Source organism: Mycobacterium colombiense CECT 3035 (genome assembly GCF_002105755.1).
Lineage (GTDB): Bacteria > Actinomycetota > Actinomycetes > Mycobacteriales > Mycobacteriaceae > Mycobacterium > Mycobacterium colombiense.
Map to the genome: position 1 here is coordinate 2,600,173 of NZ_CP020821.1, position 24,355 is coordinate 2,624,527.

Below are 24,355 nucleotides of genomic sequence, written 5' to 3' on the forward strand. Positions count from 1 at the left end.
CCTTTCCGTCAGCTCGTTACTCGCTCAGCGGCGGGAAATCCGGCGGCCGCTTTTCCAAGAAACTGGTAATTCCCTCGATGACGTCGGGCCGCGCCAGCGACTCGTGCATCAGCTTTTCGGCGCGGTCGCTGACGTCGGCGACATCGCGCAGCGCGTCGCCGTAGGCCTGCTCTTTGATCACCGCCATCGATGCGGGCGAACAATTGCGGGCGATGTCGTCGGCGTACTCGATGGCGCGGGCCATCAGCTGTTCGGGTGCAACCACTTCCTTGACCAGACCGAGTTCCGCGGCCTCCTCGGCGGAGAAAGTGCGCCCACTGAGCAACAAATCCATCGCGGCGCCCCATCCGGCGAGCCGCGGCAGAATCCACGAGATCCCGTACTCGGCGATCAATCCCCGCCGGGTGAACGCAGTGGCGAACTTGGCGCCGGCGGCCGCGAACCGGACGTCACACATCAGGGCGTGGGTCAGGCCGATGCCGACGCAGGCGCCGTTGACCGCGGCGATGATCGGTTTACGCAGCGCGGTGAGAAAGTGCGGGTGGCGGTCGCCGACCAGCTGGCTGACGTCGGTGTCGCCATCGCCCAGCTTTTCATCGATGGTTCCCGCGCCGCCGAGATCCGCGCCGGCGCAGAACCCCTTGCCGGCACCGGTCAACACGATCACCCGAACCGCGGGATCGGCCTCGGCACGATCGACGCACGCGTAGAAACCCGCGGAGATGTCGGGGCCCCAGGCGTTGAGCCGCTTCGGGCGATTGAAAGTCAGAATCGCCACACCGGTTTCAGTGGTCTCATAAAGCACCGCCTCATCGGTGACCACACGCTCGGCGGCGCTCATCGGACCGTCCCCTCATAGCTGACCAACAGGCGAGTTTGTACCCATACTGTATACCTATCGGTACTGCATTCCACAACCGGCGCCAGGCGGGTGTGAAACCCCGACTAAACTGCGATTTCGCGCGCCGAACCAGCGCTCCAGTCACCCGCGGATCGCCGGTCCGGCGGGCAACGACTTTGACGGCACCGTAACCGAGCGCCGCAACTCTTTTTCGGCGCACAAACGCCCCGGCGACGTGGCAAGACTTAATTCTTGTGGCGTGTGCCACGTTGGCACCACGTTTGCACCGGTCGCGCGATCGGGAAACCCATAGCAAGCCAGCCGACAATGGGAGGTAGATGCAATGGTTGACGTCAAGAGCGGCCCGATCGAACTCGTTCGAGGCATCGTCGAAGATGCTCTCGGGAAGACCAAGCAGATCATCGGGATCATCATCGGCAACGACGGCCTGATCGACGAGGGCAAGGCTCAGCAGGACAAGGCGGAGGCGCAGCGCAACGCCGGCAAGAAGGAAGCCGCTGCTGAGAAGGCTCGCGGCAAGGCCAAGGCCTACGAGGAGCGCGAGCGGGCCGAGCAGAACTAAACGGCCAGCTGATCGAGCGGGCCCGGTCACCGACCGGGCCCGCTTCGCTGCGTAATCCCTTCTAGCGCAACGCCGTCTCGAGTAGGCCCAGACGCTGGTAGGCGTTCTCGATCTGGGCCTTGGCCTCGGCGGGCAGCTCGGCCTGCGGGGGACGGGAATGCGGATACGCCCCGATGGGCAGGCCAAGCAGCGACGCGGCGTACTTGAACGCCTCGCCCCAGTGGGTGAAGTAATCCGCGCGCCCGGGGTAGCACGTCCACCAGGATCCGACGTCGAGATCGAACTGGTCCATGCCGGACTCGCGGCCATAGTCCATCGCCTCGACCAGCTTGTCGCTGCGCACCAGATCCCAGTACTCGGAAAACAAACGCCGCGTGGGCGTTTCGAAAAGATAGCCCGCGGTGCCCAACTGCGCCGGGCAGACGATCCCGTCGCGCAGCCAGCCGGCCCGGTACACCGTCTTGTCGCATTCCCACACGGCAAGGCCCGGCGCCAGCTCATGCAGCATCCGGCTGGCCGCCGGCCGGAAGGCGCCCTCCTTGGTGGCACACACCGCGGGAACCTCGTGGTAGATCCGGGCGCTTTCGGCCGGAGTCAGCACATAACCCGACGAAGGCGAATTGAACATGCCCAGCGCGATATTCGTGCGCGCCGCCACGTATTCGAAGAAGCGCAGCACGCCGTCACCGCCGTGCGCCTCCATCATCGGTGTTTGGATATAGGCGATGTCGGCGCCCGCATGCTGGGCGTGCAGCGTCAACTCCACACAGTCCTTGGCCGACATGGCGGCCGTGCAGGCCTGCACCACCACGTCGGGATTGATGGCGCGCGCCTCCTCGACCGCCACCTCCAGCAGGCGTTTGCGCTCGTCGAGGGTCAGCGACCAAAACTCGGCGATTCCGCTGGTGCACCACAACATCGGATGCCCGAGATCACCCACGCAGTAGCGCACCAGCGTCCGGTAGGCGTCCCAGTCGATGTCATCGCCGTCGGTGCCGCAGAACGGGGTGTAGAGGGAGTCACCGATCCCCTGCAATGCGCCCGGCGCCCATGCACGCGCCTCTGCTGCCGTAGCCATGGTCGACTCCTTTTGTCTGCCAATCGATTTGTGGAACCCGCGGTCAAGTGAAGTCCGAGCCGCCGTCGACGTTGATGTTGGCTCCGGTCATGTAGGAGTTGCGTCGCGAGGCCAGGAACGCGGCGACCGGGCCGATTTCGTCCGGCAGGCCCGCCCGCGGCATGTGCGCGGGATGACCGAAATGCTTGGCGATGGCCTCCATCAGAGCGTAGGGGTCGCTGCCGTCGACACCCACCGACTCCGCCCAGCCGACCAGGGATTCCGACGCGATGCTGCCCGGTGATACCACGTTGACCAGGATCTCGTCCTTGGCCAGCAGCAGGGAAAGGTTCTTCGAAACGCTGGTCAGCATCGACTTGGCCGCCGTGTAGGCGGGCAGCATGACGCTTTGGCGCTGAGTCGAATGCGCCGAGAAGGTGACGATGCGGGCCCATTGCGCCTTGCGCAACAGCGGAAGCGCGGCACGCACGCAGCGGACCATGCCCAGCACGCCGTCCTCGACGGACTCGCGCCACTGGTCGTCGGTCAGGTCTTCGAACGTGCCCGCGGCGCCGGGTCCCACGGTCACGACCAGAGCGTTCAGCTCGCCGTCCCATCGCCGCGCGAGCTCGTCGAACACCGCCCCGACCGCGTCGTCGTCGCCGATGTCGGCGGTCAGTCCGACCGCGTCGGGACTCCCGCGTTGCGTGAGGTCGGTCACCGCCGCGTCGAGGGCATCTCGGCTACGCCCGACCACCGCCACCCGGGCACCTTCGTCGGCGAAGCAGCGTGCCGTCGCCAATCCCATACCGCGGCTACCACCGACGACCACCGCAGTGGCATTCGCCAGCCCTAGATCCATCGCTTAATCCGTAGCTCTAGTCCGGTCATTTTCGCCTGTCCAGCCGGTTTACCAAAAAGCCTACGATAGGTATTACAGTAGCAGAGGAAGAATGCGACACGAAGGCGTATACGCAGGTCAGATCAGAAGTGCCGGTAAATTCGATATTACCGGCAGCACGGCTGCCAGACCGCATGCACGAAACAGATTTTGATGGAGGTGCCCGTAGTGGCAAAACAGGCAACCGCCGATAAGCGCCAGCGACGCGAACGCGGGTCCATCAATCCCGATGACATCATCAGTGGCGCATTCGAACTCGCGGAGCAGGTGTCGATCGACAATCTGAGCATGCCGCTGCTCGGCAAACATCTCGGTGTCGGTGTGACGAGCATCTACTGGTACTTCCGCAAGAAGGACGACCTGCTCAACGCGATGACCGACCGCGCCCTGAGCAAGTACGTGTTCGCCACTCCCTATGTCGAGGCCAGCGACTGGCGCGAAACATTGGCCAACCATGCGCGGTTGATGCGTAAGACGTTCATGGGCAACCCAATTCTGTGCGACCTGATTCTGATTCGGGCGGCGCTTTCCCCGAAGGCGGCGCGGATGGGTGCTCAGGAGATGGAAAAGGCGGTCTCCAATCTGGTGGAGGCCGGCCTGTCACCGGAGGATGCGTTCGACACCTATTCGGCGATCTCGGTTCACGTTCGGGGGTCGGTGGTGCTGCAACGCCTCTACGAAAAGAACCAATCGTCGGACATCGGTCCCCGGGCCATCGAAGACGCCGTGTCCATCGATCCGGAAAAGACCCCGCTACTCGCTCAGGTCACCCGGATCGGCCACCGCATCGGCGCGCCCGACGAAACCAATTTCGAGTACGGGCTGACCTGCATTCTCGACCACGCCAGCCGGCTGATCGACGAGAGCAAGGGGCCGAAGGCCAGCAAGGCGGCGCCGTCACGCCAGCGCAAGCCGACCGCCACCCGGAGCCGGACCAAGGCGGCAGCCGCGCGCTGACCCTGCCCGAAACGGATTGTCACCCTTCGGGTTCCGGTACGTGGAAATGCTCGTCGCGTAACCGAAACGCCTCCCTGGCGCCGTGCTGCGCCCGGGTTTTGACGAAGTTGAATTCGCCCGGCCCGAATTGCAGGTTGGTGCCGTAGGCGTGGAACAGATAGCTGGCCACCTCTTCGCCCTGGTACGCCTGGCTCTGCTCGACCAACCGGAACGCCTCCTTTGCTATCACGACCCCGTCGGCGGGCATCTTCGCCGCCTTCTCGGCCCAATAGCGCGCCCGGGCCGTCACCGCGCCGGGCGCGCAGGTATCGGTGAAGATTCCGAGGTGTTCGATCTCGGCCGCCTCGATGATGTCGCCGGTCAGGAGCAGGCGACGGGCCAGCACCGGCCCGAGCCGGTGAAAGAACATGTGCAGGCTGCCGAGCGCGGGCCCAAGGAAGCGGGTTGCGGGCATGCCGAGCTTGGTGTCACGGGCGATGACCGAGATGTCGGTCATCAACGCCATCTCGAAGCCGCCGCCGAGGGCGTAGCCGGCGATCTCCCCCACCGTCACCTTCGGGAACCCCATGAAATTGTGGTAGAAGCCAAAAGACTTGCGGTCCACGGTGAGTCGCCGGCGCTGACTGGGGCGGCGTTTGGACGCCCGGTCGTCGTCGGCCCCCCGGTCCGGTTGCGCTGACGAGCCATACCAGCCGTAGGCGTTGTTCATGTCGGCTCCGGTGGAGAAGACCCCTTCGGCACCACGCAGTAGCACCACCGTCAGGTCGTCGTCCTCGGCCACCCGATCCAGACAGCGCGCGAGAGCCTCACGCATGGTCGCGTCATACGAGTTGCGTTGCTTGGGGTTGTTCAGCGTGATGGTCGCGATGCGCCGATCGGGATCGACGTCGAAGAGCACGCGATCGTCTGAGGTGCTCGAGGCGGTCATGTATCGGACTCCTTTCGGCGCCTGCCGAATCGCGATCCGGCAAGCTTCTCCGGCCGTGAGGCCAACGTGCTGACCTCGCCGGTACACAGGACTTCGTCGTCGAGCAACAGCCGCCCGGTCGACGTGATCCCGCGTTCACCCGCGGAGCGGGCGATGTCGAACCGTAGCGCCGTCAACACCGGTGTCGGCCGGCGGAAGGTCACCACGAGGGATCGGGTTTTGCCGGACAGGCCGGTGACACAGTTGTGGTGCTGAATGACGCAGTCGAAGAAGACACCCAGGAATCCGCCATGCACCAGCCCCGGCGGCCCCTCGTACACCAGCGGGAACTCGACACTGCCCGTTGCGTTCTCGGCATCAAGCCGGTCGAAACGGTATTCGGGAAAACACGGGTTGTACGCGCCGATATCGGTCGCGTGGTTGAGGTAGACGCGGCGAGGATCGTCGGGCAGTTCGCCGATGCGCGGGGCGTTGTCCGCCGGTGCCGCGGCCGACAGCTCGCTCTCCCACTCGGCGAACTTCTGCAACATGGCGTCGACCGCTCGGTGTGGGTGCTCGAGGGAGACCAGCAGCGAGCTGAGGCGCCGCATGGCGGCCGCTGCGGCGACGGTCTGGTCGAGCGGCGCCTCACCGAACCTGGCGTCGCCGTTGCTCGTCGACGCGGGCGCCTGACGCCCCTCCGACAAGCTCATAGTTCCCTCTTTCACCCGGGTTGTTTCGCAGGCAGCGTATCCTTGCTAACTTATACAGCGTATCAATCGTATTGCCTACTGTATGGGTAACCGTATCGGCGAGGAAAGGCCGGATTCGACGGTGAGTCAGGGGGCCGACACGGCCGGTGCCGAGGGTTCGGTGACAGTGCACCGCGACGGTGCGGTGTTACTGGTGACGATCGACCGTCCAGCACGGCGTAATTCGTTGACGCAGTTGATGATCGGGACTCTGGTCGAAACACTGACCGACGCCGCCGCCGACGATTCGCTGCGAGCCGTGCACCTGCGCGGAGCCGGCGACGACTTCTGCGCGGGCGCCGACTGGGTGGCCGCCAACAATCCGGGCGGGCAACGTCCCCGCAGCGGAGATCTGGTGCGACGCATCCCCCATGCCGCGCACCGCGTGATCGAGCTCGTCGCGACCATCCAGTTGCCGGTGGTGTGCAGCGTGCGGGGCTGGGCCGTGGGCTTCGGCTGCAACCTCGCGCTCGCCGCCGACTTCACCGTGGCCGCCGACGACGCGGTGTTCTGGGAGCCCTTCATCGCCCGCGGCTTCAGCCCGGACTCCGGATCCACCTGGCTGCTACCACGGCTCGCCGGCCTGGCTCGGGCTAGGCGCATGCTGCTGCTCGGCGAGAAGGTCAGCGCGCCGGATGCGGCCGATTGGGGACTGATTCACCAGGCGGTAGAAGGCCCCGACCTGGACAATGCCGCCGAGGAGTTGGTGCGCCGGCTCGCCTCCGGACCGACGGCAGCAATAGGCCTGGCCAAACAGGCGCTGAACTTCGGTCAGCACGCCACGCTGAGCCAATCGCTCACCCAGGAGCTGTTCAACCTCGAATTATCCTGCCGGACGAGCGATTTCAAGGAAGGCCTGGAGGCCTTCCGGCAGCGACGCGATCCGAAGTTCGAAGGCCGATGATCGAAGGGATGATCAATGCCCACTGATTCGTTCGACACGATCAAGTACGAAGTCGCTCGCCACACCGCGACCATCACGCTGAACCGCCCGGATGCCCTCAATGCGCTCAGCCCGCACATGATCACCGAGCTGCGAGCCGCCTACGACGAGGCCGAAAACGACGACAACGTGTGGCTGACCATCGTGACCGGCACCGGCCGCGCGTTCTGCACCGGCGCCGACGTCAAAGAGATTCCCGAAGACGGCAAGGTGATCTACGAGCGGCCGTACCTGTCGACGTACGACCAGTGGGAGGCGCCGCAGGAGGGCACGCCGCCGTTTCGCACCATGGCCAAGCCCGTGCTGACCGCCGTGAACGGAATCTGCTGCGGCGCCGGCATGGACTGGGTCACGACGACCGACATCGTCATCGCTTCCGAGCAGGCGACCTTCTTCGATCCGCACGTCAGCATCGGGCTGGTGGCCGGCCGGGAACTGGTGCGGGTGTCTCGGGTGTTGCCCCGCTCGATCGCACTGCGAATGGCCTTGATGGGCAAGCACGAGCGGATGGGGGCTGAGCGCGCCTACGAGCTCGGGCTGATCAGCGAGATCGTCGAGCACGACCGCCTGCTGGAACGGGCTCACGAGATCGCCGACATCGTCAATTCCAATGCGCCGCTGGCCGTTCGGGGCACCAGACTGGCAATCCTCAAGGGCCTGAACGTGCCGCTGCACGAGGCGGAGATCCTCGCCGAGACCTTCCGCGAACGCGTGCTGCGCACCGAGGACGCCGCCGAAGGTCCCAGGGCGTTCGTCGAGAAGCGCAAACCGAACTGGCAGTGCCGATGAGCTTCGAAACCATCCTGCTCGACGTCGACGCGGACAGCCACGTCGCCACCATCACGCTGAACCGTCCCGATCAGCTGAACGCGTTCAACCGCACCATGTGCGAGGAGATGGCCCGCGCCTGGCGCACGGTCAAACTCGACGAGTCGGTGCACGCCGTGGTGCTGCGCGCCGCCGGCGACCGGGCGTTCAGCGCCGGGCTTGACATCAAGACCCCGTACGGCCAGCCCGAAAACATCTGGAACCACGAGGATCCCGGGGAGCTGCTGAGCCCCAAGTGGCAGAAGATGTGGAAACCCGTGGTGTGCGCGGTCCAGGGCATGTGCACCGCGGGCGCGTTCTACTTCGTCAACGAGTCCGACGTGGTCATCTGCGCAGAAGACGCCACGTTCTTCGACTCTCACGTGTCGGCAGGCCTGGTCTGCGCATTGGAGCCGATCGGCCTGATGCGGCGGATCGGCCTGGGCGAAACATTGCGCATCGCGCTGATGGGCAACGACGAACGCGTCAGCGCCGACACGGCCCTGCGGATCGGACTGGTCTCCGAGGTCGTCGCCACCGCCCAGCTGTGGAACCGCGCCCACGAGATCGCGGCGACCATCGCCGCCAAGCCACCAACCGCGACCGCGGGCACCGTCAAAGCGATTTGGGAGTCGCTGGACAAGCCGTACCGCGCCGCCATGGAGCAGAACCTGATCTACACCCGGCTGGGCAATCCGCTGGGCACCGCCGAGCTGGCCGCTCGAAGCGATTCCCAAGCACCGGGCCCGGCGAGTAGACCGAAGATTCGCTGATGCCGCGTCACCCTCTGGTTCAACGCATCGCCGACGTGCTCGACCTGGAGCCGGACGCGCACGCGATCGAGTATGGCGGCCAATGGATCTCCTGGGGCCAGGTCGCCGCATCGGCGCAACGCATCGCCGATGCCACCGCCGGAGCCGAGGTCGGGATGCTGTTGCGCAACCGGCCGGGACACGTCGCCGCGTTCCTTGGCGTGCTGCTGGGCGGCGGAACCGTCGTGGTCATCAACCCGTCCCGCGGTGACGAGCGCACCAAGAGCGACATCGCGAGACTCCAGCTTCCCGTGATCGTCGGCGAGGCTGACGATCTGACGAAGCTGGTCGCCGCCGGCACACCGACATTCGCGATTTCGGGCCTGCTGGACGGCGCCGGCGACTGCGCGGCCCCCGCCGGCCACGCCGCTTCGCCGTCCGGTGTCGCGGTGCGCATGCTGACCAGTGGCACGACGGGCCCGCCCAAGCGAATCGATCTGGGCTACGACATGCTGGCCCGCAGCGTGCTGGGGCCGGATCCCGACCACACCGCGCCGCCTCAACAGCTGCGCCGCGGCGTCGCGATCGTGAATTCACCGCTGGTGCACATCGGCGGCGTGTTCCGGGTGCTGCAATGCATCGCCGAGGCGCGACCGTTCGTGCTGCTGGAACGATTCGAACTCAACGTGTGGGCCGAGGCGGTACGCAGGCATCGGCCCCGCGCGGCGTCGCTGGTACCGGCCGCCCTGCGCACCGTCTTGCACTCCGATGTTCCCCGCGCCGACCTGCAGAGCCTGCGTGCCGTCACCTGCGGCACCGCGCCGCTGTCGGCCGAGGATGCCGACGCCTTCACCGAGAAGTACGGCGTTCCGGTGCTGACGTCTTATGCGGCAACCGAATTCGGCGGGGGCGTGGCGGGCTGGACCCTGGCCGACTACCAGCGGCACTGGCAGGCCAAACGCGGCAGCGTCGGTCGGGCCAATCCGGGCGCTCAGCTCAGGGTGGTCGCCGAGGACGGAACACCCCTGGGCCCAGACGAAGTCGGCCTGCTGGAGGTCAAGCCGGGCCAGCTGGGCCCCGCCGCGCAATGGATGCGAACCACGGACATGGCGCGGATCGACGCCGACGGGTTTCTCTGGATCGTCGGTCGCGCCGACCAGGCGATCATCCGCGGCGGTTTCAAGGTGATGCCCGACGACGTTCGCGCCGCACTGGAGAGCCACCCGGCGGTGGCCGGGGCGGCCGTGATCGCCCGGCCCGACGAGCGGCTCGGCGAGACACCGGTCGCCATGGTTGAGCTACGCGAACGCGCCCACGCCGATGCCGGCGCGCTGGTGCAGTACCTGCGAGAGCGGCTGGCCCGCTACGAGATACCCACCGAAATCGCGATCGTCGACGCCATCCCCCGAACACCGTCGGGGAAGGCCGATCTGGGTGCGATCCGGGGCTTCTTCCGCGAGTCCGCGGTGCAGCGCGACCATGCCCGATGATCCCCTGACGGTCGCCGGGCTGCTGCGGCGGCAAGCCCGTTTACGCGGCGATCACCCGATTCTGGTCTGTGATGCCGACCGGATCAGCTACGCCGAGGCCGAAGTCCGGTCGGCGGAACTCGCGCGCGGGCTGATCGCGCTCGGCGCCGGCAAGGGAACCCATGTGGGGCTGCTGTATCCGAACGGGCCCGAGTTCATCGCCGGGATGCTGGCCGCGGCGCGAATCGGTGCCGTGGTGGTGCCGATCTCGACCTTCGTTACCGCCCGCGAGCTGCGCGAGCAACTGGTCGACAGCGATGTGCAAATCCTGTTGACCGCCACGTCGTTTCGATCTCACGATTACGCGCAACGACTGTCCGAAATCGTCGCCGGCGTCGACATCGGTTCCCGATTGCTGTGTGCCGCGGCACCGCAGCTGCGCCACGTGGCGATCACCCACGAGCCGGTGTATCGGCTGGCGGGCACCGTCGATCCGGCGCTGCTGGCCGCGCTGGAAGATGATGTCGCGGAGTGTGATCCGCTGGCGATCGTGTACACGTCGGGCTCCACCAGCACCCCGAAAGGCGCGGTGCACACGCACGGCGGCCTGCTCGCGCATCAGCGGAACCTCAATGGCATCCGCGGCCTGACGGCCGACGACAGGCTGTTCTGCAACTCGCCGTTCTTCTGGATCGGCGGGCTCGCGTTCGGCGTGCTGGCGACCTTGCTGGCCGGATCGACCCTGGTGTGTTCCAACGCCACCGATGCGGGCGTGACGCTCGATCTGCTGGAGGCCGAAAAGCCAACCGCCACCAACGGATTCGCGGCCGCAATCGCCCACCTGGCCGACCACCCCAGCTTTCCCCGACGCGACCTGTCGTCGATGCGGCGCGGCAACTTGTACCCGATCATGGCTCCCGACGCCCGCCCGGCCGACCCGGAACTCCGGCACAACATGCTGGGCATGACCGAGGCCGGCAGCGTCGTGCTGATCGGCGATGACGAATCCGACCAACCCGAGCGCCGGCGCGGCTCGTTCGGCAGGCCGGCACCGGGATTCGAGACCAAGGTCGTCGATCCCGACACCGGGATCGACGTGCCGGTCGGCGAGGTCGGTGAACTGTGCCTGCGCGGGCCATACCTGATGCAGCGGTACTACAAACGCAGCCGGGAGGAGTGTTTCGATGCCGACGGCTGGTTCCACAGCGGCGACTTGGTGCGCTTCGACGCCGACGGATTCGTCTACTTCGCCGGCCGACGCGGCGCGATGATCAAAACGGCGGGCGCCAATGTCTCGGCGGCCGAAGTGGAGAAGACCATCAGCAGGGTCACCGACGGGGCGCCGGCTTATGTGATCGGCCTTCCCGACGCCCGGCGCGGTCAGCTCGTCGCCGCGGTGGTCGTCCAGCCGGACGGTGCCGCGGATTTCGACGAAGCCGCGCTGGTCGCGCTGCTCAAACCGGAGCTGTCCGCCTACAAGGTTCCCAAGCGGTTCGTCGCCCTTCGCAGCTCCGAGGTTCCGCTGCTGTCCAGTGGCAAGGTCGACATGCGGCGGCTCAGGGAGCTGTTCGATGCCTGACACCATCGACCAGCTGGTGCGGTTGCGGGCCGACCGCGACGGCGACGCGCCGATGGTGATCGATCCCACCTCCCGGCTCAACTACCGCGAACTCGACTCCACCACAAGGGATCTGGCTGCCGCCTTCGTCGACGCGGGCGTGGGCAAGGGCACCCGGGTGGGACTCATCATGCCCAACAGCACCCGCTGGGTGCAGGTCGCCATCGCCGTGACCCGGATCGGCGCCGTGCTGGTGCCGCTGAGCACCCTGCTGACGGCCGCCGAGCTCGCCGCACAGCTGCGGGCGGCCGCGGTGCAGTTCCTGGTCAGCGTCGGGGAATTCCGCGGCCACCGCTACCTGGATGACCTCGCGACGATGCGAGGAACCGAACTTCCCGCGTTACGCAACGTTTGGCCGGTCGACCGGCTCGATAACGCCGTGGCGAGCGAACAGGCCCGCAGGATCGTCGACCCCATGACGGCGACCGTCGCGCCCGCCGACCCCTTGGTGATCATGTTCACCTCGGGCAGCAGCGGATCCCCCAAGGGAGTCATCCACTCGCACGGCAACGCGTTGGGCGCCGTGCGGTCGGGCCTCGCGGCGCGGTGCATCACCGCCCGGACCCGCCTGTATCTGCCGATGCCCTTCTTCTGGGTGGGCGGCTTCGGCAGCGGAATACTCTCGGCCCTGCTGGCCGGCGCCACCCTGGTGACCGAGGAGATCCCCCGGCCCGAGGCGACCCTGAAATTGCTGGAAGACGAACGGGTGACACTGTTTCGGGGCTGGCCGGATCAGGCCGAGGCATTGGCACGGCACGCCGCCGATGTCGGCGCCGACCTGTCGGCCCTACAGGCGGGAAGCCTGCAGGCGCTGCTGCCGCCCGGGCAGCGGGCCCGGCCCGGCGCGCGGGCGACGCTGTTCGGCATGACCGAGGCCTTCGGCCCGTACTGCGGTTATCCCGCCGATACCGACATGCCCGCGTCGGCGTGGGGCAGTTGCGGAAAACCATTCCCCGGCATGGAGGTCCGCATCGTCGACGTCGACAGCGGCGCGCCCGTCGAATCGGGAGCCACCGGGATGATCCACATCCGCGGACCGCACACGCTGCGCGGCATCTGCGGGCGCACCCGCGAAGACCTTTTCACCGCCGACGGCTTCTACCCCACCGGTGACCTCGGCCACCTCGACGACGACGGATTCCTGTTCTATCACGGACGATCCGACGACATGTTCAAAGTCAGCGGTGCGACCGTCTACCCCAGCGAGGTCGAGCGGGCGCTGCGCACGATCGACGGCGTCGACTACGCCGTCGTCACCAACGTTGCGGGCGGCTCGGGGGAACGCGTCGGGGCTGCGGTGGTGTGCCGCACGCTGACCGCCGAGCAGCTGCGCGCCCGTGCTCGAAGTGTGTTGAGCGCCTTCAAGGTCCCGACCGTGTGGTTACTGCTGGACTCCGACGACGACGTTCCGCGCGGCGGAACCGGCAAGGTCGACGTCCGCCGGCTGCGCGAGATGTTGATCGACGCGGCCCCGCCCTAGGACACCCGCGTCCACGGCTGGCAGTTCTGCGACTCGAACGCCTTGACCGTGGTGTTGATGTTCGCGAACATCGGACCCACGGACATGTTCGTCTGGACCACATGGTCCTTGTTCGCGTCGGGCGTGCTGTAGGTGAACCACGCGCACATCGAGTCCTGGGTCGGCACGTTGTTGATCCAGACCCCGAAGGTCGACGCCGAGCCGGCCGTTCGGTACAGACCCGGTGCGATGTCGGGGCCGACGACGAAGACACCATTGCCGGGTATCGGGTCGACCGGGTCGGCGACGACCGTCGGCGCGGCGGCGATCGCCGTCACGGTCGCAACGAGTAGGGCCGATGCGCGAAGCATTGCGGGCATCTTCTTCACTCCGTCCGTGGCCCTCCCCTGGCAGCGTATGCCCAACGTCGCTGTGCGACAAGAGATGGCGCCGGCTAGCGACGAGTCCCGGTTACCGCCGAACGTGGCAGCCGGCCCGCGCGCGAATGCCCGCTCAGGGCGTCACCCCGCACCACGACGTCGAAATCGAGGTTCAGGCGCATGGGCCTGGTCACCGACTGTCGCCACGTGAGGCGAGTGCCGCCGTCGGCTGTTTCGGACGTAACATGTTGCAACGCAACTGTTTCGTCCTTGTAGGTCGCCGTGCCGACGACCCCGTCCCGCGATCGGGTGAACGCGTACAGCACCGGCAAGGTGCCGATCGGGGTTTTGATCGTCACGTCCCAGTGACCTTCGATGCTCAACCTAAACCTCCACCGGTTCGCGGCCGACGGGCCGCCACACCGTGCCGCGCCGCTCGTATTCGAAGAGTTGCTCGACGGCATGGGCGATTCGCGGGCCGTAGAAGCGGTCGAGCAGATGCAGGCCCAGGTCGAGTCCCGAGGTGACGCCACCCGCCGTGACCAGGTCCCCATCGTCGACGACGCGGGCCGCCACCGGATGCACGCCCGCCGCCTCCAGCAGGTCCAGACCCAGGTGGTGCGTCGCCGCGCGCCGCCCTTCGATGAGCCCCGACATCGCCATGACGATGGAGCCACCGCACACCGCTGCCACCGTCATGTCCGCGTTGCCGAATGCTTTGTGCAACAGCGGAGTCAGCTCGCTGTGAGCGGCTCGGCCCAACAACACCGGGATGGTCTCGACCCCGTCATCGGGGTCACCGACGGTGGGCCCACTGGCGCCGGGCACGACCACGCAGCCCGGCTCGGACGGATCGAGCCGGGCGGTGGCGGTCAACGCGAGACCCCGCGTGCCGCTGGTCACGGCGCGCGGTCCTTCGGCCGCCACCAACGTCACCGCGAGGTCGCCCGAGACCATTTCGCTGCCGGCGGCGAGGACTTCGAAGGGCGCGATGACGTCGAACGGGTCGAACCCGTCGTACAGAACGATTTGCGCATGCACTCGGCCATGGTCACCGGCCGCCGCGCATCACACCAGTGGCTGGATTGCCACCTTCCACCGGTATATTGCCAAGCCATGCACGCCGTCGCGATCCTGGCCGAGCCGGATGTCATCGCGTTCGATCTCGCCATGGCGATCGAGGTGTTCGGCCGTGTCCGGCTCGCCGACGGAAGGCCCGGCTACCGGGTGCGCGTGTGTGGCTGCGAACCTCTTGTGGCGGCCGGGCCGATCGGGATCGCGACGGACCATGGGCTGGACGAGCTCGCCGCGGCGCACACCATCGTGGTGCCCGGCCGCAACGACGTCGCGGCGCCGGTTCACGACGACGTGATTGCCGCGCTGAAGTCCGCCTACCGCAACGGCATTCGAATCGCTTCCATTTGTAGCGGCGCCTTCACCGTGGCCGCTGCGGGCATTCTCGACGGCAAACGGGCAACCACTCACTGGGTCGCGGCGGAACTGTTCGCGGCGCGCTATCCGACCGTCCGGCTCGATGCCGACGCGCTGTACGTCGACGAGGGCCACGTGCTCACCTCGGCCGGGGCATCCGCCGGACTGGATCTGTGCCTGCACATGGTCGCCCGCGACTATGGTTCGGCCGCGGCCGCCGACGCGGCCCGGCTGGCCGTGACCCCGCTGCACCGCAGCGGCGGCCAGGCACAATTCATCATCCGCAATCGCCGGATGTCCAACACCGAGCTGGACGACGTATTGGTCTGGATCGAGAACAACGCGCACCTGCCGCTGACACTGCGCGACATCGCGCGCCAGGCGTCCAGCAGCGAGCGGACGATCAACCGCCGGTTCAAGAACGAGACCGGCCACACCCCCATGCAGTGGGTCAACAACGTCCGGATCAGGCACGCGCAGCAGCTCCTGGAGAGCACCGCCGACAGCATCGAAACCATCGCTCGCAAAACGGGTTTCGCGTCGTCGGCAAACTTCCGTGAGCAGTTTCGCCGACTGGCGGGAGTGTCACCGCAGACTTATCGGCACACGTTTCGTGACCAGGGCACCCGCGGGCGCGACTAGGTCAGAGGGCTCTCGTCGGCGACCACCCCGCGCGCCACCAGGTGATCGATCAAGGGCACCGCGCCGGCGGCAAGGTGTTCGGACATCGCCGCGCGGGCGAGCTTGTCGTCGTGCTTTTTCAGCGCGGACAGGATCCGCCGATGGTCCTGCATCGATTGCTCGGGCCAGCCCCGGATTGCGGGAAACACCGATTCGGGGGCGTAACGGGTGATCTGCGACATCAGCTGAGCGAGCTTGGGCGAGTCCGCCGCGACGTTGATGGCGCGGTGGAACTCGTGGTTCAGCCGCACCGTACGCTCGTGATCATCGCCGGCATAGGCGTCCTCCAGCTGGGCCTGGATCTCCTTGAGCTGGTGGAGTTGGTCATCGGTAATGTTGAGCGCCGCCCGCGCCGCCAACTCGCCACCCACGTGCGCCTGCACGTTCGCCACGTCGGTGACGTCGCGTCCGGTGACCGGCAGCACCACGAAACCCCGGCGCGGCTGCTGGTTGATCAGGCCTTCGGCGCACAGCGCGAACAGCGCCTCACGCACGGGTGTGACGCTGATACCCAGCTCCGCGGCCAGTTGGTCCAACCGGACGTACGATCCGGCGGCGTACGCCCCGTCGAATATCCGCCCACGGATGATCCGCGCGACGTCCTCGGAAAGTTGAGGCCGCGCAGCGAATTCCGGCACGCTCATCCGCTTACACCTGATACTCGGCGAGCAGTCGCTTGCTGATGATGTTCTTCTGGATCTCGCTGGTGCCCTCACCGATCAGCAGGAAGGGCGCGTCGCGCATCAGCCGCTCGATTTCGTATTCCTTGGAATAGCCGTAGCCGCCGTGGATCCGGAAGCTCTGCTGGGTGACCTCGGTGCAGTACTCGCTGCACAGGTATTTGGCCATCCCGGCGGCGACGTCGTTACGCTCCCCGGAGTCCTTCAGCCGAGCCGCGTTGACCATCATCAGGTGTGCCGCTTCGACTTTCGTCGCCATCTCGGCAAGCTGGAACGCGATGGCCTGGTGCTCGGCGATCGGCTTGCCGAAGGTCTGGCGTTGTTGGGCGTAGCGCACCGCGAGCTCGAAGGCACGAATGCCGAGGCCACAGGCGCGCGCGGACACGTTGACGCGGCCGACCTCGATGCCGTCCATCATCTGGAAGAAGCCCCGGCCGGTGGTGCCGCCGAGCACGTCGTCGGCACCGGCCTGGTAGCCGTCGAAAATCATCTCCGTCGTTTCGATGCCCTTGTAGCCCAGCTTCTCGATTTTGCCCGGAATGCGCAGGCCGGGAACGACTTCGCCGAATCCGACCGGCTTCTCGACGAGGAACGCGGTGAGGTTGCGGTGCGGTTTGTCCGACCCTTCGTCGGTGCGCACCAGCACCGCCACCAGCGTGGAGGTGGCGCCGTTGGTCAGCCACATCTTCTGGCCGTCGATCGTGTACGTGCCGTCGTCATTGCGCCGGGCCCGGGTGCGGATCGCGGCCACGTCCGAACCCAGTTCCGGCTCGGACATCGAGAAGGCGCCGCGGGTCTCCCCGACCGCCATCCGCGGCAGGAACCGCTGCTTCTGCTCCTCGGTGCCGTGCTGGCGCAGCATGTAGGCCACGATGAAGTGGGTGTTGAGCACCCCGGACACGCTCATCCAGCCGCGCGCCAGCTCCTCGACGCACAGGGCGTAGGTCAACAAGGACTCACCCAGCCCGCCGTACTCCTGCGGAATCATCAGGCCGAACAGGCCCATCTCGCGCATCTGGTCGACGATCGCCTGCGGGTAGGTGTCGCCGCGTTCCAGTTCGGCCGCGTGCGGAATGACTTCCTTCTCGACGAATTTCCTTACGGTGGCGATGATCTCGGTTTGCACCTCGGTCAAGCCCAGGGTCTGGGCGAGTTTGGTCATGTGCTGTGTTTCCCTTCCGGCCGCTCAGCAGGCGATGGTGTTGGCGTGGGTCAGGCGCTCGATGTCGGCGGCGCGCAACCCCAGACGCGCGAGGACGTCGGCGGTGTCCTGGCCGAGGGCCGGCGCGGGCGCGCTGGCCGGATGTGCGCCGTCGAATGCGGCCGGCAGGCCCGGGGCGAAGTACTCGCCGAGCCCGGGTTGCCGCAGCCGCGAAAACAACGGGTTGTCGGTGACTTTCGGCCCCGCCGCGACCTCGGCGAAGGTGCGGTACCGCTCGAACAGCACCGTGGTGGCGGACAGCGCGGCGGCGATCTCGTCGGCGGTGTGATCGCTGAACCAGGTGGCGAACAGGCTCGACAGCACGTCACGGAAGCGGTAGCGGTCGCCCTCTGAGCCGAAATCGGCGCCCAGCGCCTCGGCGAGCGCCGACACCGCCGCGCCGGTGCCCGTCACCGCGAGCAGGTCGCGAAAGTGCCTGCCGGTCAAGGCGACCACCATGAACCTGGCGCCGTCGCTGCTGACGAAGTCCTGCCCGTACTGCCCGTAGATCGCGTTACCCAGCCGTTCGCGTTGCGTCCCATTGACTTGCGGTTCGGTCAGCAGCCCCAGGTTGGCCGCGGTGGCCAGGGCGACGTCCTCCAACGCCAGGCTGATCCGCGCTCCCGTCCCGGAGTGCTCGCGGCGGCGGACGGCGGTGACGACGGCCAGCGCTGCATACAGTCCGCAGCACACGTCCCAGGCCGGGAGCACGTGATTGATCGCCCCGCCATGCTCGGCCGGACCGGTGACGAGCGGATAGCCGAGACCCGCGTTCACCGTGTAGTCCACTCCGGTGGAACCGTCGCCGCGCCCGAGTAACTGAACGTGAATCACGTCGGGGCGCTTGGCCGCCAGCACATCGTGGCCAAGCCAGGACAACCCCGCGGCGTTGGTCACCACGACGCCGTCGCCCTCGACGATCAGCCGCTGAACCAGTTCCTGGCCGTCCGGAGAGCGCAGATCGATGGTGGCCGAACGCTTTCCCTTGTTCAGGCCGGTCCAATAGATCGAGGTGCCATCCGCCGCCAATGGCCACCGTTGCACATCGGAAGCGCCACCGATCGGGTCGACGCGGATGACTTCCGCGCCAAGCTGACTCAGCGTCATGCCGCACAGCGGGGCGGCGACGAAACTCGACACCTCCACGACGGTGAGGCCTTCCAGCGGCAACGCCGAATCGGTCATCGCGATGCGACCCGTTCGAAGACGGCCGCCAGGCCCTGGCCGCCGCCGATGCACATGGTCTCCAGGCCGTAGCGCGCCTCGCGGCGATGCAGTTCGCGCGCCAGCGTGGCCAGCATCCGGCCGCCCGTCGCGCCCACCGGGTGGCCCAGCGAGATCCCGGAACCGTGCACGTTGGTCCGCTCGTGATCGGCCGCGCCGAAGTTCCACTCCCGCATCACTGCAAGCGCTTGCGCGGCAAAGGCTTCGTTGAGCTCGATGAGGTCGATGTCGGAAAGCTGCAGGCCCGCCCTGGCCAGCGCGACCTCGGTCGCGGGCACCGGCCCGATGCCCATGACGTCGGGTGCCACCCCCGCCACGCCCCATGACACCAGGCGCACCAACGGCTTCAGGCCGTATTCGCCGGCCTTCTCCGGGGTGGTGACCACGCACATCGAGGCCGCGTCGTTCTGCCCGCTGGCGTTGCCGGCGGTGACAGTTGCCTCCGGATCATCCTTCAGCAGAACGGGTTTGAGCTTGCCCAGCGACTCGACCGAGGTGTCGGCGCGCGGGTGTTCGTCGGTGTCGATCAGTTCCTCGCCGTGCCGGGTAGGCACCGCGACCGGGATGATCTCCTCGGCCAGGACGCCGTCCTTCTGTGCGGCCACCGCACGCTGGTGGGATCGCACCGCGAGCTCGTCCTGCTCCTGGCGCGAAATGCCGTACCGGCGGCGCAGATTCTCGGCCGTCTCCAGCATCCCGCCCGGCACCGGGTAGTTCCGGCCGCCGGCCGTCGTGCGTCCCCGGGCCAGCCCGTCGTGCACCTGTACACCGGTGCGGGCGCCGCCCCAGCGCATGTCGGTGGAGTAGAAGGCGACGTTGCTCATGCTCTCGCAGCCGCCCGCGACGACGAGGTCGTTGGCCCCGGCCGCCACCTGCAGGCACGCTTGGATGACCGCCTGCAGGCCCGAGCCGCAACGCCGGTCGACCTGCATGCCCGGAACCGTCACCGGCAGACCGGAATCCAGCGCCACCACGCGCCCGATGGCGGGCGCATCGCTGTTGGGATAGCAGTGACCCAGGATCACGTCCTGCACGGCATCGGGCGCCAGCCCGGTCCGTTCCAGCAGCCCTTTGAGCGCGGTGACGCCGAGGTCGACGGCGCTGCACGCCTTGAACATTCCGCCGTAGCGGCCGATCGGCGTCCGAACGGGCTCACAGATGACGGCCTCGGCACTCATAGGTGGCGGCCGCCGGTGATTTCCATAACGGTACCGGTCATGTACGACGACAGATCCGACGCCAGGAACAGCGCCACGCTGGCGACCTCGCTGGGCTCACCGGCCCGGCCCAACGGCACCTCGGCGACCTTGGAATCCCAAATGCGCTGCGGCATGGCCTCCGTCATGGCGGAGCGGATCAGGCCGGGCGCGATCGCGTTCACCCGGACGCCCAGGTAGGCCAACTCCTTGGCGGCAGCTTTGGTCATGCCGACGATGCCGGCCTTGGCCGCGGAGTAGTTGGTCTGGCCGATCATGCCGACCTTCCCGGACACCGAGGACATGTTGATGATGGCGCCGCGCTTGTTTTCGCGCATGACGTTGGCGGCCAGCCGGGTTCCGTTCCACGTCCCCTTCAGGTGCACATTGATCACCTGATCGAATTGCTCCTCGGTCATCTTGCGCATCGTCGCGTCGCGGGTGATCCCGGCGTTGTTGACCATGATGTCCAGGCCGCCGAAACGCTCGACCGCTGTCTGGATCAAATTTTCGACGTCCGACGACTGGGTGACATCGCACCGAACGGCGACCGCGACGTCATCGCCACCGAGTTGCTTCGCCACGACTTGGGTTTCCTCGAGGTTGACGTCGCCGAGCACGACCCGCGCACCCTCGGCGACGAAGCGCTCCGCGATGGCCAGACCCAGCCCCTGCGCTCCACCCGTGATTACCGCGGTCTGACCTGTCAACATCGCCAACTGGATCACACATCCTTCACTGTCATCGCCGCCACCGGGCGCCCGTCAGGCAAATATCATATTTGATATAGGATCCTGCTCTGAACCGGGGTGTTCTGGATCGAGACAGGAGTGTGGAGCCCATGGCCGCCGCCGAAGCCGCGGAAGTCTCCGACGAGGACTTCCGCGAGATCCTCGCTCAGACAAGGGAATTCGTCCGCAGCGCCGTTGTCCCCCGCGAACAGGAGATCCTCGACACCGATCGCGTCCCCGACGACCTGCGCGACGAGGCCAAGAAGATGGGCCTGTTCGGCTACGCGATTCCGCAGGAGTGGGGCGGCCTTGGCCTCAACCTGATGCAGGACGTCGAGATGGCGATGGAGCTCGGCTACACCTCGCTGGCGCTGCGGTCGATGTTCGGCACCAACAACGGCATCGCCGGACAGGTGCTGGTGGGGTTTGGCACCGACGAACAGAAATCCCGCTGGCTGGAGTCGATCGCGTCCGGCGACGTCGTCGCCTCCTTCGCGCTGACCGAGCCCGGCGCCGGGTCCAACCCGGCCGGCTTGCGCACCAAAGCCGTTCGCGACGGCTCCGGAAAGGACGCGGCCTGGGTCATCTCCGGGCAGAAGCGCTTCATCACCAACGCGCCCGTCGCCAATCTCTTCGTGGTGTTCGCGCGGACCCGGCCCGCGGACGACCAGGGTCCGGGGATCGCCGTCTTCCTGGTTCCCGCGGACGCCGCCGGTGTCGAGGTGGGCGCCAAGGACGCCAAGATGGGCCAGGAGGGCGCCTGGACGGCCGACGTCAACTTCACCGACGTCCGCGTCGGCCCCGATGCCCTCGTCGGCGGCAGTGAAGACCACGGATACCGCGCGGCCATGACCTCGTTGGCCCGCGGGCGGGTGCACATCGCCGCCCTGGCGGTGGGCGCCGCCCAACGCGCACTGGACGAATCGGTGTCGTACGCCGCCACCGCGACGCAGGGCGGGACCCCGATCGGGAGCTTCCAGTTGGTGCAGGGCATGCTCGCCGACCAGCAGACCGGGGTGATGGCCGGCCGTGCGCTGGTGCGCGAAGCCGCCCGGCAGTGGGTCGCCGGCGAGGACCGCAGGATCGCGCCATCGGCCGCCAAGGTCTTCTGCACCGAAATGGCCGGCAATGTCGCGGATCTCGCGGTGCAGATCCACGGCGGCACCGGTTACATGCGCGGCGTTGCCGTCGAGCGCATCTACCGCGATGTGCGCCTGCTGCGACTGTACGAGGGCACCAGCGAAATCCAGCGGTTGATCATCGGATCCAACCTCGTCAAGGCGGCGCAGCGATAACGGTGGGCCCGCAACCGAACCAACCCGAGGAGCACCTATGAGCGGCAGGCTTGCCGGACGAGTGGCATTCATCACCGGCGCGGCACGCGGCCAGGGCCGGGCGCACGCGGTGCGCATGGCCTCCGAAGGAGCCGACATCATCGCCGTCGACATCGCCGGCAAGCTGCCGTCCTGCGTGCCCTACGACCCGGCGACGCCCGACGACCTGAGCGAGACCGTGCGCCTGGTCGAAGCGGCGAACCGCCGGATCATCTCGTCGGTGGTGGACACCCGCGACTTCGACGGTCTGCGCAAGGTCGTCGCGGACGGCGTCGCCGAGCTGGGCCGGCTGGACATCATCGTGGCCAACGCCGGGGTCGCGGCTCCGCAGGCCTGGGACGACATCACGCCGGAGGACTTCCGCGACGTCATCGACATCAACGTGACCGGCACCTGGAACACCGTGATGGCCGGCGCGGACAAGATCATCGAGGGCGGGCGCGGCGGCTCCATCATCCTGATCAGCTCCGCGGCCGGAATGAAGATGCAGCCGTTCATGATCCACTACACCGCCAGCAAGCACGCCGTCACCGGGATGGCCCGGGCCTTCGCCGCCGAGTTGGGCAAGCACTCGATCCGGGTCAACAGCGTCCACCCGGGCCCGGTGAACACCGCGATGGGCTCCGGCGACATGGTCAACGCGGTGGGCAGGACCATGGAAACCAATCCACAGCTGTCGCATGTCCTCACACCGTTCCTGCCCGACTGGGTCGCCGAGCCGGAGGAGATCGCCGATACCGTGTGCTGGCTGGCCAGCGACGAGTCGCGCAAGGTCACCGCCGCCCAAATCCCGGTCGACCAGGGCTCGACGCAGTACTGAGCATCGGTTCTGCGGGAATAGCGGCGCTGCCCGGGCGTTTGCACTCGGCATGAAAGCCTTCAGCGAATCCGAGCGCCAGGAATTCCTCGCCGACAAGCATGTGGCCGTGCTGTCCGTCGCCGCCACCGAAGGCCGCCCGCCGGCCAGCGTCCCGATCTGGTACGACTACACCCCGGGCGGAAACATCCGGATCATGACCGGGACGTCCAGCCGCAAGGCCCGGCTGATCAAGCAGGCGGGGAGAGTGACGCTGGTGGTCCAGCGCGAGGAGCCGCCGTATCAGTACGTCGTGGTGGAGGGCACCGTGGTCGAGACCACCGAGCCGGCGCCGGCCGACGTCGCGGAGACGGTCGCCATCCGCTATCTGGGCGAGGAGGGCGGGCGCGCGTTCGTGCGCAGCATGGAAGGCGTCGAGGAGGTGCTCTTCACCATCCGGCCCGACCGCTGGCTGAGCGCCGACTTCACCGGCGACCTCTGAGGCCTCAGCCGATCAGGTCCAGCGTTCCCAGCTCGCGGATCGCCTGGCAGCCGCGGCTCAGCATGGTCAGCACCATGTCGTCGCCGCGTTCGGTGGCTGCGGCGAACGCAAAACCCAGCGCCGAGATCAGCGGCGCCTGCAATACGCCGAGCCGGTAATCGCGCCAACACGTTTCGCGGTCGTAGTCGCCGACCCCGCCCGCCGTCAGCGCGCGGTGATAGTCGGTGACGAGCTGTTCCTCGATACTCGCCCGCAGTTGCGAATTGAGACTGGTCGCCGTGAAGTAGGCGAGATCCCGGGCCGGCAGCCCCACGCCGAGCGTCTGCCAGTCCACCACGCTAACCCTGGTTCGCTCGGGATCGAACAGCAGGTTGTCCAGCCGGTAGTCGCCGTGCAGCAAGGCGAACCGGTCGTACTCGGACAGCAACCACGGCGCGATCGAACCCATTGCCGCACCGAAGGTGTCGCGGTCTTCCGCGCTCATCCGGTCACCCAGCTTCTCCAGCGTGATGTCGGCGCTCATCTTCGCCACCTCGCCCATGCCGTTGGCCCCGGCCTCATCCGGCCGGCTGAATGCGATGCCCGGGAAATCGAGCCATCCGGGGTCGCACCAGCTGGGCGCGTGCAGGCCCGCCAGCGCGGTAACCGCAAGGCGCGCTTCGGCTTCACCGCAACCGACGAGCTGATCGCCCTGCACCGCCGGCGCCTGATCGGCGAGTAGTAGGGCGAAATCCATTGCGTCCTCGGTGATCTCGGAGTAGAAGCACCGCGGTGTGGGTACCTGCACCCGGTCGGCCACCGAGGAGTAGAACGCGCATTCGCTGCGGTAGCCGATCACCACCCGGTCGCGCACCGTGTCGTCCTGAGCGGGCAGCTTGATCACAAAGGTCTGCGGCAGGTCACCGGGGTCCGTCGCGTAGCGGGCGGTCACCCGGTAGGTCGCGCCCGTCTGTCCGGTGCCGATCGCGACCACGTCCACGTCCGCGACCTCGACGGGTGTGCCGCTGCCAGACAGCGCGGCGGACAGCCACTGCGGGGTCACGTCGGCGGGGTAACGCGGTATCGACAGCACAGCACTCATAAGCAGCACGCCTCCTGTACGCACTCGGTCCGACTGACAAACTGTAAGGCATACCGCAAGAGTTGCGGTGAA

Annotated in this window: 26 protein-coding genes; 12 read left to right on the plus strand and 14 right to left on the minus strand. The window is 67.2% G+C overall.

Going from position 1 to position 24,355, the window contains the following annotated elements:
* Window positions 1–16: 16 nt before the first annotated feature.
* Window positions 17–841, minus strand: a complete 825-nt coding sequence (locus B9D87_RS11860) for an enoyl-CoA hydratase (protein WP_007773975.1) — start codon at window positions 839–841, stop codon at window positions 17–19.
* A gap of 343 nt (window positions 842–1,184) precedes the next feature.
* Here B9D87_RS11860 and mbp1 point away from each other — a divergent pair, with 343 nt between their 5' ends.
* Window positions 1,185–1,424, plus strand: a complete 240-nt coding sequence (mbp1, locus tag B9D87_RS11865) for a microaggregate-binding protein 1 (RefSeq protein ID WP_007773974.1) — start codon at window positions 1,185–1,187, stop codon at window positions 1,422–1,424.
* A 61-nt stretch (window positions 1,425–1,485) separates the two neighbouring features.
* Here the strand turns inward: mbp1 and B9D87_RS11870 are convergent, their stop codons facing one another.
* Together B9D87_RS11870 and B9D87_RS11875 are read right to left on the minus strand one after the other, a co-directional pair.
* Window positions 1,486–2,502 (minus strand): dihydrodipicolinate synthase family protein, encoded by a 1,017-nt coding sequence (locus B9D87_RS11870; RefSeq protein ID WP_007773973.1) that lies wholly within the window; start codon window positions 2,500–2,502, stop codon window positions 1,486–1,488.
* A 43-nt stretch (window positions 2,503–2,545) separates the two neighbouring features.
* Complete coding sequence (locus tag B9D87_RS11875) at window positions 2,546–3,343, minus strand: SDR family NAD(P)-dependent oxidoreductase (RefSeq protein WP_040631198.1); 798 nt, start codon at window positions 3,341–3,343, stop codon at window positions 2,546–2,548.
* A 192-nt stretch (window positions 3,344–3,535) separates the two neighbouring features.
* Between B9D87_RS11875 and B9D87_RS11880 the strand changes: the two genes are divergently transcribed.
* Window positions 3,536–4,339 (plus strand): TetR/AcrR family transcriptional regulator, encoded by an 804-nt coding sequence (locus tag B9D87_RS11880; protein ID WP_040631197.1) that lies wholly within the window; start codon window positions 3,536–3,538, stop codon window positions 4,337–4,339.
* Window positions 4,340–4,358: 19 nt separating this feature from the next.
* Here the strand turns inward: B9D87_RS11880 and B9D87_RS11885 are convergent, their stop codons facing one another.
* Both B9D87_RS11885 and B9D87_RS11890 read right to left on the minus strand, forming a co-directional pair.
* A complete protein-coding gene (locus tag B9D87_RS11885; RefSeq protein WP_007773968.1) occupies window positions 4,359–5,267 on the minus strand; it encodes an enoyl-CoA hydratase/isomerase family protein in 909 nt (302 codons plus the stop codon).
* Window positions 5,264–5,959 carry a hotdog family protein gene (locus B9D87_RS11890; RefSeq protein ID WP_007773967.1) on the minus strand — a complete coding sequence of 232 codons (696 nt, stop codon included), beginning with the start codon at window positions 5,957–5,959 and terminating at the stop codon, window positions 5,264–5,266. Before B9D87_RS11890 ends, B9D87_RS11885 begins: the two co-directional genes overlap by 4 nt.
* A 121-nt stretch (window positions 5,960–6,080) precedes the next feature.
* Here B9D87_RS11890 and B9D87_RS11895 point away from each other — a divergent pair, with 121 nt between their 5' ends.
* The 6 genes from B9D87_RS11895 to B9D87_RS11920 are packed head-to-tail and all read left to right on the plus strand — an operon-like array spanning window position 6,081 to window position 13,067.
* Window positions 6,081–6,902, plus strand: a complete 822-nt coding sequence (locus B9D87_RS11895; protein WP_007773966.1) for an enoyl-CoA hydratase/isomerase family protein — start codon at window positions 6,081–6,083, stop codon at window positions 6,900–6,902.
* 15 nt (window positions 6,903–6,917) lie between these two features.
* Complete coding sequence (locus B9D87_RS11900) at window positions 6,918–7,730, plus strand: enoyl-CoA hydratase/isomerase family protein (RefSeq protein ID WP_007773965.1); 813 nt, start codon at window positions 6,918–6,920, stop codon at window positions 7,728–7,730.
* Window positions 7,727–8,521: an enoyl-CoA hydratase/isomerase family protein gene (locus B9D87_RS11905; RefSeq protein ID WP_007773964.1), complete on the plus strand. Its 795-nt coding sequence runs from the start codon at window positions 7,727–7,729 to the stop codon at window positions 8,519–8,521. The genes B9D87_RS11900 and B9D87_RS11905 overlap by 4 nt, the downstream gene beginning before the upstream one ends.
* Entirely contained in the window at window positions 8,521–9,990 is a 1,470-nt protein-coding gene (locus B9D87_RS11910; protein WP_007773959.1) for a class I adenylate-forming enzyme family protein, read from the plus strand. Before B9D87_RS11905 ends, B9D87_RS11910 begins: the two co-directional genes overlap by 1 nt.
* Entirely contained in the window at window positions 9,980–11,548 is a 1,569-nt protein-coding gene (locus tag B9D87_RS11915) for a class I adenylate-forming enzyme family protein (RefSeq protein WP_007773957.1), read from the plus strand. The genes B9D87_RS11910 and B9D87_RS11915 overlap by 11 nt, the downstream gene beginning before the upstream one ends.
* A complete protein-coding gene (locus B9D87_RS11920) occupies window positions 11,541–13,067 on the plus strand; it encodes a class I adenylate-forming enzyme family protein (protein WP_007773955.1) in 1,527 nt (508 codons plus the stop codon). The genes B9D87_RS11915 and B9D87_RS11920 overlap by 8 nt, the downstream gene beginning before the upstream one ends.
* Here the strand turns inward: B9D87_RS11920 and B9D87_RS11925 are convergent.
* From B9D87_RS11925 to B9D87_RS11935, 3 genes are all read right to left on the minus strand, one after another.
* Window positions 13,064–13,426: an Rv1352/Rv1906c domain-containing protein gene (locus B9D87_RS11925; protein ID WP_040631251.1), complete on the minus strand. Its 363-nt coding sequence runs from the start codon at window positions 13,424–13,426 to the stop codon at window positions 13,064–13,066. The genes B9D87_RS11920 and B9D87_RS11925 overlap by 4 nt on opposite strands.
* Window positions 13,427–13,500: 74 nt before the next feature.
* Window positions 13,501–13,809 carry a hypothetical protein gene (locus B9D87_RS11930; RefSeq protein ID WP_007773953.1) on the minus strand — a complete coding sequence of 103 codons (309 nt, stop codon included), beginning with the start codon at window positions 13,807–13,809 and terminating at the stop codon, window positions 13,501–13,503.
* A gap of 1 nt (window position 13,810) precedes the next feature.
* A complete protein-coding gene (locus B9D87_RS11935) occupies window positions 13,811–14,467 on the minus strand; it encodes a DJ-1/PfpI family protein (RefSeq protein WP_007773951.1) in 657 nt (218 codons plus the stop codon).
* A gap of 75 nt (window positions 14,468–14,542) precedes the next feature.
* Here B9D87_RS11935 and B9D87_RS11940 point away from each other — a divergent pair, with 75 nt between their 5' ends.
* Window positions 14,543–15,499 carry a GlxA family transcriptional regulator gene (locus tag B9D87_RS11940; protein WP_040631194.1) on the plus strand — a complete coding sequence of 319 codons (957 nt, stop codon included), beginning with the start codon at window positions 14,543–14,545 and terminating at the stop codon, window positions 15,497–15,499.
* Here the strand turns inward: B9D87_RS11940 and B9D87_RS11945 are convergent.
* Genes B9D87_RS11945 through fabG form a run of 5 tightly spaced genes read right to left on the minus strand, consistent with a single transcriptional unit; the run spans window position 15,496 to window position 20,552 of the window.
* The gene (locus tag B9D87_RS11945; RefSeq protein WP_007773949.1) at window positions 15,496–16,182 is read right to left on the minus strand and encodes a GntR family transcriptional regulator; all 687 of its coding nucleotides are present in this window, start codon (window positions 16,180–16,182) and stop codon (window positions 15,496–15,498) included. The genes B9D87_RS11940 and B9D87_RS11945 overlap by 4 nt on opposite strands.
* Before the next feature lie 4 nt (window positions 16,183–16,186).
* Window positions 16,187–17,380, minus strand: coding sequence for an acyl-CoA dehydrogenase family protein (locus B9D87_RS11950; RefSeq protein ID WP_007773948.1), 1,194 nt, complete (start codon window positions 17,378–17,380; stop codon window positions 16,187–16,189).
* A 24-nt stretch (window positions 17,381–17,404) separates the two neighbouring features.
* Complete coding sequence (locus B9D87_RS11955) at window positions 17,405–18,604, minus strand: CoA transferase (protein ID WP_007773947.1); 1,200 nt, start codon at window positions 18,602–18,604, stop codon at window positions 17,405–17,407.
* Window positions 18,601–19,821: an acetyl-CoA C-acetyltransferase gene (locus B9D87_RS11960; RefSeq protein ID WP_007773945.1), complete on the minus strand. Its 1,221-nt coding sequence runs from the start codon at window positions 19,819–19,821 to the stop codon at window positions 18,601–18,603. The genes B9D87_RS11955 and B9D87_RS11960 overlap by 4 nt, the downstream gene beginning before the upstream one ends.
* Window positions 19,818–20,552 (minus strand): 3-oxoacyl-ACP reductase FabG, encoded by a 735-nt coding sequence (fabG, locus tag B9D87_RS11965; RefSeq protein ID WP_040631249.1) that lies wholly within the window; start codon window positions 20,550–20,552, stop codon window positions 19,818–19,820. Before fabG ends, B9D87_RS11960 begins: the two co-directional genes overlap by 4 nt.
* A 128-nt stretch (window positions 20,553–20,680) precedes the next feature.
* Here fabG and B9D87_RS11970 point away from each other — a divergent pair, with 128 nt between their 5' ends.
* The 3 genes from B9D87_RS11970 to B9D87_RS11980 are packed head-to-tail and all read left to right on the plus strand — an operon-like array spanning window position 20,681 to window position 23,202.
* Window positions 20,681–21,865, plus strand: coding sequence for an acyl-CoA dehydrogenase family protein (locus B9D87_RS11970; protein ID WP_007773942.1), 1,185 nt, complete (start codon window positions 20,681–20,683; stop codon window positions 21,863–21,865).
* Window positions 21,866–21,902: 37 nt separating this feature from the next.
* Window positions 21,903–22,724, plus strand: coding sequence for a mycofactocin-coupled SDR family oxidoreductase (locus B9D87_RS11975; RefSeq protein ID WP_007773941.1), 822 nt, complete (start codon window positions 21,903–21,905; stop codon window positions 22,722–22,724).
* 49 nt (window positions 22,725–22,773) lie between these two features.
* On the plus strand, window positions 22,774–23,202 hold the full coding sequence (locus B9D87_RS11980) for a pyridoxamine 5'-phosphate oxidase family protein (RefSeq protein ID WP_007773940.1): 429 nt from the start codon (window positions 22,774–22,776) through the stop codon (window positions 23,200–23,202).
* 4 nt (window positions 23,203–23,206) lie between these two features.
* On the opposite strand, the gene B9D87_RS11985 is transcribed toward B9D87_RS11980, so the two are convergent.
* Window positions 23,207–24,283, minus strand: a complete 1,077-nt coding sequence (locus tag B9D87_RS11985; protein ID WP_040631192.1) for a phosphotransferase family protein — start codon at window positions 24,281–24,283, stop codon at window positions 23,207–23,209.
* Window positions 24,284–24,355 lie beyond the last annotated feature (72 nt).

Excerpts from the sequence above, each read along its gene's own strand:
- B9D87_RS11870 (WP_007773973.1), bottom strand. The coding sequence starts at position 2,502 with ATGGCTACGGCAGCAGAGGCGCGTGCATGGGCGCCGGGCGCATTGCAG.
- B9D87_RS11940 (WP_040631194.1), top strand. The coding sequence starts at position 14,543 with ATGCACGCCGTCGCGATCCTGGCCGAGCCGGATGTCATCGCGTTCGAT.
- fabG (WP_040631249.1), bottom strand. The coding sequence starts at position 20,552 with ATGTTGACAGGTCAGACCGCGGTAATCACGGGTGGAGCGCAGGGGCTG.
- B9D87_RS11925 (WP_040631251.1), bottom strand. The coding sequence starts at position 13,426 with ATGCCCGCAATGCTTCGCGCATCGGCCCTACTCGTTGCGACCGTGACG.
- B9D87_RS11900 (WP_007773965.1), top strand. The coding sequence starts at position 6,918 with ATGCCCACTGATTCGTTCGACACGATCAAGTACGAAGTCGCTCGCCAC.
- B9D87_RS11885 (WP_007773968.1), bottom strand. The coding sequence starts at position 5,267 with ATGACCGCCTCGAGCACCTCAGACGATCGCGTGCTCTTCGACGTCGAT.
- B9D87_RS11860 (WP_007773975.1), bottom strand. The coding sequence starts at position 841 with ATGAGCGCCGCCGAGCGTGTGGTCACCGATGAGGCGGTGCTTTATGAG.
- B9D87_RS11955 (WP_007773947.1), bottom strand. The coding sequence starts at position 18,604 with ATGACCGATTCGGCGTTGCCGCTGGAAGGCCTCACCGTCGTGGAGGTG.
- B9D87_RS11970 (WP_007773942.1), top strand. The coding sequence starts at position 20,681 with ATGGCCGCCGCCGAAGCCGCGGAAGTCTCCGACGAGGACTTCCGCGAG.
- B9D87_RS11985 (WP_040631192.1), bottom strand. The coding sequence starts at position 24,283 with ATGAGTGCTGTGCTGTCGATACCGCGTTACCCCGCCGACGTGACCCCG.
- B9D87_RS11920 (WP_007773955.1), top strand. The coding sequence starts at position 11,541 with ATGCCTGACACCATCGACCAGCTGGTGCGGTTGCGGGCCGACCGCGAC.
- B9D87_RS11905 (WP_007773964.1), top strand. The coding sequence starts at position 7,727 with ATGAGCTTCGAAACCATCCTGCTCGACGTCGACGCGGACAGCCACGTC.
- mbp1 (WP_007773974.1), top strand. The coding sequence starts at position 1,185 with ATGGTTGACGTCAAGAGCGGCCCGATCGAACTCGTTCGAGGCATCGTC.
- B9D87_RS11960 (WP_007773945.1), bottom strand. The coding sequence starts at position 19,821 with ATGAGTGCCGAGGCCGTCATCTGTGAGCCCGTTCGGACGCCGATCGGC.
- B9D87_RS11890 (WP_007773967.1), bottom strand. The coding sequence starts at position 5,959 with ATGAGCTTGTCGGAGGGGCGTCAGGCGCCCGCGTCGACGAGCAACGGC.
- B9D87_RS11945 (WP_007773949.1), bottom strand. The coding sequence starts at position 16,182 with ATGAGCGTGCCGGAATTCGCTGCGCGGCCTCAACTTTCCGAGGACGTC.
- B9D87_RS11915 (WP_007773957.1), top strand. The coding sequence starts at position 9,980 with ATGCCCGATGATCCCCTGACGGTCGCCGGGCTGCTGCGGCGGCAAGCC.
- B9D87_RS11950 (WP_007773948.1), bottom strand. The coding sequence starts at position 17,380 with ATGACCAAACTCGCCCAGACCCTGGGCTTGACCGAGGTGCAAACCGAG.
- B9D87_RS11980 (WP_007773940.1), top strand. The coding sequence starts at position 22,774 with ATGAAAGCCTTCAGCGAATCCGAGCGCCAGGAATTCCTCGCCGACAAG.
- B9D87_RS11910 (WP_007773959.1), top strand. The coding sequence starts at position 8,521 with ATGCCGCGTCACCCTCTGGTTCAACGCATCGCCGACGTGCTCGACCTG.
- B9D87_RS11975 (WP_007773941.1), top strand. The coding sequence starts at position 21,903 with ATGAGCGGCAGGCTTGCCGGACGAGTGGCATTCATCACCGGCGCGGCA.
- B9D87_RS11875 (WP_040631198.1), bottom strand. The coding sequence starts at position 3,343 with ATGGATCTAGGGCTGGCGAATGCCACTGCGGTGGTCGTCGGTGGTAGC.
- B9D87_RS11880 (WP_040631197.1), top strand. The coding sequence starts at position 3,536 with ATGGAGGTGCCCGTAGTGGCAAAACAGGCAACCGCCGATAAGCGCCAG.